We start from the raw sequence: 12432 nt of genomic DNA, 5'->3' as shown, positions 1-12432 counted from the left end.
AGAATGGTTCGGTGGCTTCAGCAACTTCTTCGAAATCGTTTGTCCATCTTCACAACCACACCGAGTACTCGATGCTGGACGGGGCGGCCCGCCTGACGGACCTCTTCAGTCATGCCGAGGAGCTGGGCATGAATGCCGTGGCAACCACGGACCACGGATTCGTGTTTGGGGCCTTCGACTTCTGGAACAAGGCACGCAACGCCGGCATCAAACCGATTGTGGGCGTTGAAGCCTACCTGACTCCGGGAACCGCACGGGGCGACAAGACCCGTGTGAAGTGGGGCGACGGAGGCCGCAACGACGTCTCCGGTGCCGGTGCGTACACCCACATGACCATGTGGTCAGAGACCACCGAGGGAATGCATAACCTCTTCCGGATGTCCTCCCTGGCTTCCCTTGAGGGATTTCTCTACAAGCCGCGCATGGACCGCGATTTGCTCCAGACCTACGGCAAGGGACTCATCGCCACCACCGGCTGCCCCTCCGGCGAAGTCCAGACCAAACTGCGGCTGGGCCTGTACAAGGAAGCCGTCCAGGCTGCCGCTGACTTCCGGGATATCTTCGGGAAGGACAACTTCTTCTGCGAGCTGATGGACCACGGACTGGACATCGAGCGCAACGTCCAGGCGGATCTGATCAAGCTTGCCCGCGAGCTGCAGCTGCCCCTCGTGGCTACCAATGACCTGCACTACACGCATGCTGAAGACGCCTCCGCGCACGCTGCGCTGCTGTGCGTCCAGTCCGGCTCCTCCCTGGCCGATCCCAAGCGCTTCAAGTTCGACGCCGACGAGTTCTACCTCAAGTCCCCGGCGGAAATGCGCGCCATCTTCCGCGACTACCCCGACGCGTGCGACAACACCCTGCTCATTGCCGAGCGGTGCGACGTCGAATTCAACACCAAGGCGAACTACATGCCGCGTTTCCCCTGCCCCGAAGGGGAAAACGAGGAATCCTGGTTCGTTAAGGAAGTGGAAGCGGGCCTGCACCGCCGCTACCCGAACGGGATCACCGACGACGTCCGCAAGCGGGCCGACTATGAAGTGGGCATCATTGCCCAGATGGGTTTCCCGGGCTACTTCCTGGTGGTGGCCGACTTCATCAACTGGGCCAAGGCCAACGGAATCCGCGTGGGCCCGGGCCGCGGCTCCGGTGCCGGTTCCATGGCCGCCTACGCCATGGGCATCACCGACCTGGATCCGCTGCAGCACGGCCTGATCTTTGAGCGGTTCCTGAACCCGGACCGTGTTTCCATGCCTGACTTCGACGTCGACTTCGATGATCGGCGCCGCTCCGAAGTGATCCATTACGTCACGGAGAAGTACGGCGACGAGCGCGTGGCCATGATTGTCACCTACGGCACCATCAAAGCCAAGCAGGCGCTGAAGGACTCCTCCCGCGTCATGGGCTATCCGTTCTCCGTGGGAGAGCGCCTGACCAAGGCCATGCCGCCGGACGTCATGGGCAAGGGACTTTCCCTGCAGGACGTCCACAACAAGGAAGCCAAGCGCTACGGCGAAGCGGAAGAGCTGCGTGAACTGCTGCGCACCGATCCCGACTCGCAGCGGGTGTTCGACACCGCGCTGGGACTGGAAGGCCTCAAGCGCCAGTGGGGCGTCCACGCCGCCGGCGTCATCATGTCCTCGGACCCGCTGATCGACATCATTCCGATCATGCGCCGCGAGCAGGACGGGCAGGTCATCACGCAGTTCGATTACCCGACCTGCGAAGGCCTGGGGCTGATCAAGATGGACTTCCTGGGCCTGCGAAACCTGACGATCGTTTCCGACGCGGTGGAGAACATCAAGAACAACCGCGGCGAGGACCTGGTCCTGGAAGACCTGCCGCTGGACCGCAAAGAGGCCTACGACCTCCTGGCCGGCGGCGAAACCCTGGGCGTGTTCCAGCTCGACGGCGGGCCCATGCGGTCGCTGCTCAAGAGTATGCGCCCGGACAACTTTGAAGACATCTCGGCCGTCATCGCCCTGTACCGGCCGGGTCCCATGGGCGCCAACTCGCACACCAACTATGCCCTGCGCAAAACCGGCCAGCAGGAAATCACCCCCATCCATCCGGAGCTCGAAGAACCGCTGGCGGAGATCCTGGGCACCACCTACGGCCTGATTGTCTATCAGGAACAGGTGATGGCCATTGCCCAGAAGGTGGCCGGGTTCACCCTCGGCCAGGCCGACATCCTGCGCCGCGCCATGGGTAAGAAGAAGAAGTCCGAGCTGGACAAACAGTACGCCGGCTTCCACCAGGGAATGGTGGACCGCGGCTACTCGGAGGCTGCCATCAAGGCGCTCTGGGACATTCTGCTGCCGTTCTCCGACTACGCCTTCAACAAGGCGCACTCGGCCGCCTACGGCGTGGTGTCCTACTGGACCGCGTATCTGAAGGCCCAGTATCCGGCCGAGTACATGGCTGCCCTGCTCACCTCCGTGGGCGATGACAAGGACAAGCTGGCCATGTACCTGAACGAGTGCCGCAAGATGGGCATCACGGTGCTGCCGCCGGACGTCAACGAGTCCAGCGTGAACTTCACTCCGGTGGGTAAGGACATCCGCTTCGGGATGGGAGCCATCCGCAACGTGGGCGCCAACGTGGTGCAGTCCATGGTGTCCGCCCGCGAAGAAAAGGGGGCGTTCACCAACTTCAAGGACTTCCTGATGAAGGTTCCGGCGGTGGTCTGCAACAAGCGCACCATCGAGTCCCTGATCAAGGCAGGTGCCTTTGACTCCATGGGCCACGCGCGGCGTCCGCTGGCGATGATCCACGAAGAGGCGATCGATTCCGTCGTCGTGCTCAAGCGCAACGAAGCCGTGGGCCAGTTTGACCTCTTTGCCGCAATCGCCGACCAGGAGCCGGAGGACTCGATCAGCATCGAGATTCCGGATCTGCCCGAGTGGGAGAAGAAAGACAAACTGTCCTTCGAACGGGACATGCTGGGCCTGTATGTGTCCGACCATCCGCTGCAGGGTCTTGAGGGCATCCTCAGCCAGCACGCGGATTCCTCCATCACCAGCATTGTGGGCGAGGAAGGCCCGCCCGACGGCGCGATTGTCACCATTGCGGGGATGATCACCTCGCTGCAGCGCAGGATTGCCAAGAACAGCGGCAACGCCTATGCCCGGTGCGAGATCGAGGACCTGGCCGGCTCCATGGAAGTCATGTTCTTCGGCCAGGTGTACGGCCCGATTGCCGCAGTGCTCGCCGAGGACCTGATCGTGGTCGTCCGCGGCCGGCTGCAGCGGCGCGACGACGGCGCCGTAACCCTGAACGCGCAGGAGCTCACCGTTCCGGACCTGAGCGAGGGACACTCCGGTCCGGTGGTGATTTCCATGGCCACGTACAAGGCCACGGAAACGGTGGTGACCCAGCTCGGGGACGTCCTCCGGACCCACCCGGGAACGTCGGAGGTGCAGATCAGGCTGAACGGGTCCCGGACCATGGAGGTCATGAAGCTGGGCGTCGACCTCAGGGTGAACCCCACGCCGTCGCTGTTCGGTGACCTGAAGGTGCTGCTGGGCCCGGCCTGCCTGGACGTGTAGCAAAGCGGCAGCGGGGCCGGCGGGGCAGTAGAATGAACCCGTGACTTCTTCCAGCCCCGCAGCCGTCAGCACATCCTTCCGAACCATCGACCTGCGCGGCCGGCATCTTTCGGCCGCCGAACTGAAGCACGCGATGCCCCGGGCGGAAACCACCACCGATGTAGCCTCAGACGCGGTAGCCGCCATCATTTCCGATGTCCGCTCCCGCGGCTACGACGCCCTGAGTGAGCTGGCGGCCCGGTTTGACCGGGTGGAGCAGCACCGTCCGCTGGTTCCGCGCGCCGCGCTGAAGGAAGCGCTGGAGCAGCTGGACCCCCAGGTCCGTGCAGCCCTGGAGGAATCCATCCGCCGCGCCCGGCTGTTTGCCGACGCCCAGCGTCCCCGGAACACCGACCTGCAGATAGGCCCCGGCGCCAACGTGGCCCAGAAATGGATTCCCGTCCGCCGGGTGGGCCTTTACGTACCCGGCGGCCTGGCGGTTTATCCGTCATCGGTGATCATGAATGTTGTCCCCGCCCAGGCAGCGGGGGTCTCATCGCTGGCCCTGGCCTCACCGCCGCAGCCGGCCTTCGGCGGCCTGCCGCACCCCACCATTCTGGCAGCGGCCGAACTGCTGGGGATTGAAGAGGTGTATGCCATGGGCGGCGCCCAGGCCATTGCTGCCTTCGCCTACGGTGTTCGTGCCGCGGGGGACAACCCCGAGCTGGCGCCGGTGGATGTGGTCACCGGACCCGGCAACGTCTATGTGGCTACGGCCAAGCGCCTGGTCAAGGGTGTGGTGGGCATCGACGCAGAAGCCGGCCCCACCGAAATTGCCATCCTGGCCGACGCCGGGGCCGACGCGCGCCTGGTGGCTGCGGACCTGATCAGCCAGGCCGAGCACGACCCGAACGCCGCCTCGGTGCTCGTCACCGACTCCGTTGATCTGGAGCAGCGGGTGTGGGCGGAACTGGACCGTCAGGTACCGGCTACCCGCCACGCGGACCGTGTGGCCACCGCGTTGTCCGGACCCCAGTCCGGAACCATCCTGGTGGACAACCTGGAGCAGGGCATCGACGTCTGCAACGCCTACGGGGCGGAGCACCTTGAAATCCAGACCGCCAACGCAGAGGAAACAGCTGCACGCATCACCAGCGCCGGCGCCGTTTTTGTTGGCAGCTACAGCCCGGTGAGCCTGGGTGACTACTGCTCCGGCTCCAACCACGTCCTGCCCACGGCGGGCACTGCAGCCTTTTCCTCCGGCTTGAATGTGACCACCTTTATGCGCGCCATCCAGGTCATCAACTACGACCGGGCCGCTTTGGAGGAAGTGAGCGGGCATGTGGTAGCCCTCTCCCGCGCCGAGGACCTGCCCGCGCACGGTGATGCCGTATCCGTGCGGTTTTCTTCCTGACGTTTCGTACCCCCGGTGCTGCCGGACCACCATATGTAGTGCCCACGGGTACTACATATGGTGACGGGCAGTTGGTGCTGGGCGCCTTCGGACCCTAGAATGAGTGCGCAACCGGCGCTGTGCCGGTTTGAACCAGGAGCCTCCCGGGCCCGCGGCGTTCGCTGCCGTCCCGGACCCCGGACCCCGGACCCCCAGCGAAAGGACACCGGATGTACTGTCCGTTCTGCCGCAACGCTGATTCCCGCGTCGTGGACAGCCGCTTGGCCGAAGACGGCTCGGCGATCCGCCGCCGGCGCCAGTGCCCGGAGTGCGGCCGCAGGTTCAGCACTGTGGAGACCACCAGTCTGAGCGTTATCAAGCGTTCCGGTGTGGGGGAGCCGTTCAGCCGCGGGAAGGTGATCAACGGTGTGCGCAAGGCGTGCCAGGGCCGGCCCGTGAGTGAAGATGACCTGGCCATGCTGGCCCAGGAGGTGGAGGAATCCATCCGCGCCAGCGGCGTGGCGGAGATTGATGCCCATGAGGTGGGCCTGGCTATTCTCAAGCCGCTGCAGAAACTGGACCAGGTGGCCTATCTGCGGTTTGCCAGCGTCTATCAGGCCTTCGAATCGCTGGAGGACTTCGAGGCGGCCATTGCGGTGCTGCGCAGGGACTCCCTGCACGGTTCGTCCGCGCCCGCCGTCGCCCAGGGGCGCTGACACTGCGGTAAGGCCGCAAAGAAGCGGACCACAAAGAAGCGGCAGCAGGAAATCCTGCTGCCGCTTCTTGTGCCGGGAACTACTTGACGATTTTGAAGTGCAGCGCAGCCTGGAGTGCAGCGCCCACAATGCCGGCGTTGTTCTTCAGATTGGCCGTGACCAGCGGGGTCCGGAGGTTCAGCAGCGGCAGGAAGTCTTCGCTGCGCTTGGAGATGCCGCCGCCCACCACAAAGAGGTCCGGGGAGAACAGGAATTCAACATGGGAGAAGTACCGCTGCAGGCGCTGCGCGTATTCCTCCCAGCTGATGTCTTCGCGTTCACGTGCCGAGGCTGAGGCCTTGGACTCGGCGTCATACCCGTCAATTTCCAGATGTCCGAGTTCTGCATTCGGAATGAGTGTGCCCTTGTAGATCAGGGCGGAGCCAATGCCGGTGCCGAGCGTGATCACCAGGACGGTGCCGTCCACCCCGCGGCCGGCGCCGTAGCGGGCCTCCGCCAGCCCTGCGGCGTCGGCGTCGTTCATCACCTGTACGTCGCGGCCGAGAGCCTTGGTGAGCAGCGTGTCCACGTCCGTATCAATCCAGCTGTCGTCCACATTGGCCGCGGAGCGGGCAATGCCGTGCTGGATGATGGCCGGAAACGTGACGCCCACTGGGACATCGGGTCCGGGGCCGCCCTTGCGGGAGGACAGTTCTTCGACAATTTGCGCCACGACGCCGGCTACGGCTTCGGGGGTTGCAGGCTGCGGGGTGGGAATGCGGTAACGGTCACCAATCAGCTTGCCCTTGGCCAGGTCGACGATGCCGCCCTTGATGCCAGTGCCACCGATATCAATTCCAATGACGGCGTCGACATGCTTGTCGGACTTGTGCTTCTTGGGCATGGGTTCTCCAGTAGTAGTTCTCAGCTCGGACTAACAGGTCAGGGAAGGGTCAGAACTTCGGCGCCGGAGTCCGTCACGAGCAGCGTGTGCTCAAACTGTGCGGTGCGTTTGCGGTCCTTGGTAAGGACGGTCCAGTTGTCATCCCACATGTCCCACTCAATGGTGCCGAGAGTGAGCATAGGTTCAATCGTAAACACCATTCCCGGTTCGATCAGCCTGCTGTAGGCGGGCGCGGCGTCGTAATGGGGGATGATCAGGCCGGTGTGGAAGGCTTCGCCGACACCGTGTCCGGTGAAGTCACGGACAACGCCGTAACCGAAACGCTTGGCGTAGGACTCGATGGTGCGGCCGATGACGTTGATTTCCCGTCCCGGCATGACCGCTTTGATGGCCCGGCGGAGGGATTCCTGCGTGCGTTCCACCAGCAGGGCAGACTCTTCATCCACGTCTCCCACGAGGAACGTCCAGTTGGTGTCCCCGTGCACGCCGTTGATGTAGGCGGTGATGTCGATGTTAATGATGTCGCCGTCCTCCAGTACCGTGCTGTCCGGAATGCCGTGGCAAATGACCTCATTCACGGAGGAACACAGCGACTTGGGGAAGCCGCGGTAGCCCAGTGTGGAGGGGTAGGCGTGGTGGTCCAGCAAAAACTCATGGCCTACGCGGTCCAGCTCGTCAGTGGTGACGCCGGGGGCAATGTGCCTGCCCACCTCCACGATGGCCTGAGCGGCAATCTTTGACGCTGCGCGGATCTTTTCGATGGTTTCCGGGCTCTTGACCTCTGAACCCGTGAAGGGGGTGGGAGCTTCTTTGCCCACGTATTCGGGTCGCGGGATTGAGGCGGGAACGGGACGACGCCGGCTCACGACTCCCGGTGTGAGATGGCCAAGGGGTGCAGTGGCAACTGTGTGGGGCATACCATCGATCTTATCGCCGCACGGCTGTGCCGCGGCACAGCCGTCCCTGAGCCGGACCTCCGGAACGTCTTTATGCCGGCGGAGCAAAAGCTGCGGGGAAGGAAACGCACCACGTTCAAGGAGAGCCGACCATGACCGAATACTGGTTCAACGTTGTCACGCACGAGGTCGAAAAGGGCCCTCAGTCAGATTGGACAAAACTGCTGGGCCCCTACAAGACAGAGGAAGAGGCCCAGTCGGCTCTTTTGAAGGTGCAGCAGCGCAACGAAGCCTGGGACAAAGAGGATGAAGAAAACCGCCCCTGGTAGTTGAATCCCCGCTGGTAGTTGGATCCCGCCGGCGGCGTCTGTGAAGGCTCGGAGCCCTGCCGGCTAAAAGCTGTGCTCCGGGCCGGGGAAGGCGCCGCTGCGCACTTCCTCCGCGTAGCTGCCGGCGGCGGCTGCCAGTACGGAACGGACGTCGGCAAACTGCTTGACGAACCGCGGCTGCCTGCCTCCCCGCAGGCCTGCCATGTCCTGCCAGACAAGGACCTGCCCCGTGGTCGCGTTGCCGGCGCCGATGCCGATGGTGGGAACCCCGACGGCGGCATCAACCTCTGCGGCGACATCCGCCGGCACCATTTCCATCAGGACGCAGAAGGCACCCGCCTCGGCCAGGGCAGCGGCGTCGTCGATCACTGCGTGCCGGGCGTCCCCGCGGCCCTGGACCCGGTAGCCGCCCAGGGCATGCTCGCTCTGCGGCGTGAAGCCCACGTGAGCCATGACGGGGATCCCGGCGGCCGTCAGGGCACGGACGTGCGGCGCGTAGGCTGCTCCGCCCTCCAGCTTGACGGCGTGGACCAGTCCTTCCTTGAGCAGTCTTATCGAGGACTCCACTGCTTGGGCGGGGGAGACCTCGTAGGAGCCGAAGGGCAGGTCGCAGACCACCAGGGCGCGGCTGGCTCCCGCCGTGACGGAGCGTGCGAACACGAGCATTTCATCCAGGGTAATGGGCAGCGTGGTGGCGTGGCCCATGACGTTGTTGGCGGCCGAATCACCCACCAGCAGGACCTCGATGCCGACCTCGTCAAAGATGGCCGCGGTGTACTGGTCATAGGCGGTGAGCATGGCAAAGCGCTCCCCGGAGTCCTTGAACCGCTGCAGGTGCGGAATGCGGATCCGCTGCCGGGCGGGCCGGGTCTCGGGATCCGCGGGGGTTGCCGGATTACCGGGAGCCGGTGCGTACGGAGCGGGCTGTTCAGCGTCTGTCATGACCTGAGCGTACTAAAAACCCGCGGTCCTGCCGCTGTTCTCCCGAAAGCCGGCGGTGCCGCCGTAACGCAGGGCCCCCGGGGCGGCCCCGCGGCGGCAAAAGTCCCAAGGATGGGTAGAGTAAACCAAGGCTTGTAATACTGGGGCGGCACCGGAGAATCCGGCCCGTCCCACCGTCTGACGAAAGAGGGTAGGGATGAACCGCCAGCAGGAATTCGTTTTGCGCACCATTGAAGAGCGAGACGTCCGGTTTGTGCGGTTGTGGTTTACCGATGTGGTGGGCACGCTGAAGTCCGTTGCCCTGGCTCCGGCCGAAGTTGAAGGTGCCTTCGAAGAGGGCCTGGGATTTGACGGATCCTCCATTGAGGGACTGGCCCGGGTCTTCGAATCAGACATGCTGGCCCAGCCGGATCCCTCCACCTTCCAGATCCTTCCCTGGCGCGGCGACTCCGAGCAGACCTCGCGCATGTTCTGCGACATCCTCACCCCCGACGGCCAGCCCTCCGCTGCGGATCCCCGCAACGTGCTCAAGCGCCAGCTCGCCAAGGCCGCGGACATGGGCTTCACCTGCTACACGCATCCGGAAATTGAGTTCTACCTGCTGAAGTCCGACGAACTCGGCCCCGACGGCGAACCCGTCCCCGTGGACCGCGCCGGCTACTTTGACCACGTTCCCGGCGGCGTCGCCCAGGATTTCCGCCGCACCGCGGTGTCCATGCTGGAAGCCGTAGGCATCTCCGTGGAGTTCAGCCACCACGAGGCCGGGCCCGGCCAGAACGAAATTGACCTGCGGTACGCGGATGCCCTGCAGACGGCAGACAACATCATGACGTTCCGCACCGTGGTCAAGGAAGTTGCCCTGACCACCAACTGCTACGCCACGTTCATGCCCAAGCCGTTCTCCGACCATCCCGGCTCAGGCATGCACACGCACCTGTCCCTGTTCGAGGGTGACACCAACGCGTTCTTCGAAGCCGGCGCCGAGTACCAGCTGTCCCGCACCGCCCGCCAGTTCATTGCCGGCATCCTGCGGCACGCGCCGGAGTTCACCGCCGTCACCAACCAGTTCGTAAATTCCTACAAGCGGTTGTGGGGCGGCGGCGAGGCGCCCAGCTACGTGTCCTGGGGCCACAACAACCGTTCCGCGCTGGTCCGGGTGCCGCTGTACAAGCCGGGCAAGGGCCAGTCCGCACGGATTGAATACCGAGGCATCGACTCCGCCGCCAACCCGTATCTGTCCTACGCCGTCCTGCTGGGAGCCGGCCTCAAGGGCATCGAGGAAGGCTATGAGCTTCCCGCCGGTGCGGAGGATGACATTGAGAGCCTCTCGGCTGCCGAACGCCGCGCCATGGGGCTGGATCCGCTGCCGGCATCCCTGCATGACGCGGTCCGGGCCATGGAGGAGTCGGAGCTGGTAGCCGAGATCCTCGGTGAGCAGGTCTTTGAAAACTTCCTGCGCAACAAGCGTGCGGAATGGAACGAGTACCGCCAGCACGTCACCCAGTTCGAGCTGAAAAAGAACCTGGGCATCCTCTAGGCCGCAGGGCCCTCAAAAGACGGGCTGCGGTACTTGGCGTTGAGCAGGAATGGGCAAGAAGGAGGATCTTCGATGAGTCTCACCCGCCGGCTGATCGCCGCAGGTTTCAGCGACCTGGAAAAGAGCGGCCGCTTCCTGCAGGCACCCGAGCTGGAGGGGCTTGATGAGCAGGTGCTGTTTACCGGGTTCCTGCAGGCCGCCGACCCGGACCTGGCGCTGCAGTCGCTGGTCCGTCTGCTGGACCGCGTTCCCTCGCTGCGGGAACTGGTGGAAGCCGGGCCCGAGGAGAGCGAAGCGCTTTTCCGGCTCCTGGGTGCTTCGGAGGCGCTGGCCGAGTTTGTGATGCGCCACCCTGAGGCAGCGGATAGCCTGCGTGCTCCGCTGCGTGCCGAGCCCATGGAGGTGCCCGGGGACACCCTGCGCGCTTCCCTGCTGGAATCGGTCAAGGCGGGCACCGGCAGAGCACCGGTTGCCGGACTGACGGGAACCGAAGCCTACGTTGCCCTGCGGACCAGATACCGCAGGCACCTGCTGGACCTCGCCGTGCGGGACCTCGGCTCCGCCTCGCCCACCGATGTGCTCCCTGCCGTCGGGCGCGAACTCGCAGACCTTGCCGGCGCCGCCTTGGAGGCAGCGCTGGCTGTCTCGCGTGCCGAACTGGCCGCCAGCTACGCGGCGGAGGATATTTCCCGGGTGCGTCTGGCCGTCATTGCCATGGGTAAAACCGGCGCGCGGGAGCTCAACTACATTTCCGACGTCGACGTCATCTACGTGATGGAGGCACCGGGACTGGACGGGACGCTTGCGTCACGGATCGGTACCGCTCTGGCCGCGGGGATCTCCCGGGCCATCAACGCCTCGGCCCCGGAACCGGGGTTGTGGGAAGTGGACACCAACCTGCGGCCCGAGGGCAAGGACGGCCCCCTGGTCCGGACCCTCGATTCGCATCTGAGCTATTACTCCCGCTGGGCACATACCTGGGAGTTCCAGGCACTGCTCAAGGCCCGCGCCGCGGCAGGGGACCCGGACCTGGGCCGCCGCTATGAAGAAGCAGTGGCGCCGCTGATTTGGTCCAGCACGGAGCGCGAGGGCTTTGTGGAAGCAGTGCAGGCGATGCGCCGCCGGGTTACCGACCACATCCCCGCACACGAAGAAGCCCGGCAGCTGAAGCTGGGCAGCGGCGGCCTGCGCGACGTCGAATTCACCGTCCAGCTTCTCCAGCTGGTGCACGGGCGGACCGATGAAAGCCTGCGCGTGCGCAGTACGACGGCGGCCATCGCGGCACTGAGCGAAGGCGGATACATCGGACGCAGCGATGCCGTTGACCTGGATGCCGCCTACCGGTATCTGCGGGTGCTCGAACACAGGATCCAGCTGGTGCACATGCGCCGCACGCATCTGATGCCGGAGTCCGAACCGGCGCTGCGGGCCCTGGCGAAGGCGGCCAGCGGATCGCTGGCCGCGGGGCGACCCACGGCGGAGCGGCTGACCGAGACCTGGCAGCGCACCAAGAGGCTGGTCCGGCGCCTTCATGAAAGCATCTTCTACCGGCCGCTGCTCAACACTGCATCAAACCTCAGTGCGGACGAGGTGCGCCTTACCCCGGCGGCTGCGCAGGCGCGGCTGGCCGCCCTGGGATATGCGGACCCCAAGGGGGCCATGCGGCATATTGAGGCACTCACCACCGGCATCAGCCGCCGTGCCGCCCTGCAGCGGCAGCTCCTGCCCGTGCTGCTGGGCTGGCTCGCCGACGGCGTGGATCCCGACGCCGGCCTGCTGGGCTTCCGGCGCCTCAGCGAGTCACTGGGGGAGACCCACTGGTATCTGGGCATGCTGCGCGATTCCTCCGCGGCCGGGGAACGGCTGTGCTCCATCCTGTCCTCCAGCAGGTTCATCACAGACCTCCTGGAAGTCTCACCGGAGGCCACGGCCTGGCTGGACACCGACAAAAACCTGGTGCCGATGACCTTCGACGCGCAGTGGCAGGAAATCCGGTCGAAGATGTCCCGCCATCCCAAACCGCAGGAGGCCATGCGGTTGATCCGCCTCATCCGCCGGCGCGAAATGCTGCGGATCGCCCTTGCCGACAGTGCCTGCCTGCTGACGCAGGAGGAAGTGGGCCACGCGCTCGCGGACGTGGACCGGGCAGCGGTCCTGGGAGCACTGCATGTTGCCGAAGGTGCGGTTCTGGAGAACGAGGAAAAGCTCA

Annotated in this window: 9 protein-coding genes; 6 read left to right on the top strand and 3 right to left on the bottom strand. The window is 64.9% G+C overall.

The genetic code is table 11. The features are described 5' to 3' along the window. The first annotated feature begins 11 nt into the window (after nt 1-11). From dnaE to nrdR, 3 genes are all read left to right on the top strand, one after another. A complete protein-coding gene (gene dnaE, locus QMA10_RS06990) occupies nt 12-3548 on the top strand; it encodes a DNA polymerase III subunit alpha (protein WP_290167113.1) in 3537 nt (1178 codons plus the stop codon). A gap of 40 nt (nt 3549-3588) precedes the next feature. Continuing rightward, nucleotides 3589-4941, top strand: coding sequence for a histidinol dehydrogenase (gene hisD / locus QMA10_RS06985; protein ID WP_290167112.1), 1353 nt, complete (start codon nt 3589-3591; stop codon nt 4939-4941). Between the two features lie 209 nt (nt 4942-5150). Continuing rightward, entirely contained in the window at nt 5151-5636 is a 486-nt protein-coding gene (nrdR, locus tag QMA10_RS06980; protein WP_290167111.1) for a transcriptional regulator NrdR, read from the top strand. A gap of 79 nt (nt 5637-5715) precedes the next feature. On the opposite strand, the gene ppgK is transcribed toward nrdR, so the two are convergent. Both ppgK and map read right to left on the bottom strand, forming a co-directional pair. Further along, nucleotides 5716-6519, bottom strand: a complete 804-nt coding sequence (gene ppgK / locus QMA10_RS06975) for a polyphosphate--glucose phosphotransferase (RefSeq protein ID WP_290167110.1) — start codon at nt 6517-6519, stop codon at nt 5716-5718. 38 nt (nt 6520-6557) lie between these two features. Beyond that, nucleotides 6558-7436, bottom strand: coding sequence for a type I methionyl aminopeptidase (map, locus tag QMA10_RS06970; RefSeq protein WP_290167109.1), 879 nt, complete (start codon nt 7434-7436; stop codon nt 6558-6560). A 131-nt stretch (nt 7437-7567) separates the two neighbouring features. On the opposite strand from map, the gene QMA10_RS06965 reads away from it, so the two are divergent. Then, nucleotides 7568-7744: an SPOR domain-containing protein gene (locus tag QMA10_RS06965; RefSeq protein ID WP_290167108.1), complete on the top strand. Its 177-nt coding sequence runs from the start codon at nt 7568-7570 to the stop codon at nt 7742-7744. Between the two features lie 63 nt (nt 7745-7807). Here QMA10_RS06965 and panB read toward each other — a convergent pair whose 3' ends face one another. Next, entirely contained in the window at nt 7808-8686 is an 879-nt protein-coding gene (gene panB / locus QMA10_RS06960; protein ID WP_290167107.1) for a 3-methyl-2-oxobutanoate hydroxymethyltransferase, read from the bottom strand. Between the two features lie 196 nt (nt 8687-8882). On the opposite strand from panB, the gene glnA reads away from it, so the two are divergent. Beyond that, the gene (glnA, locus tag QMA10_RS06955) at nt 8883-10223 is read left to right on the top strand and encodes a type I glutamate--ammonia ligase (protein ID WP_104054680.1); all 1341 of its coding nucleotides are present in this window, start codon (nt 8883-8885) and stop codon (nt 10221-10223) included. Between the two features lie 72 nt (nt 10224-10295). Beyond that, the coding region (locus QMA10_RS06950; protein WP_290167106.1) for a bifunctional [glutamine synthetase] adenylyltransferase/[glutamine synthetase]-adenylyl-L-tyrosine phosphorylase at nt 10296-12432 on the top strand (2137 nt) is incomplete at its 3' end.

The sequence above is a fragment of the Arthrobacter sp. APC 3897 genome, assembly GCF_030407495.1.
In the GTDB taxonomy this organism is placed as follows: domain Bacteria; phylum Actinomycetota; class Actinomycetes; order Actinomycetales; family Micrococcaceae; genus Arthrobacter_B.
This window is presented reverse-complemented; position numbering and strand designations above follow the sequence as displayed.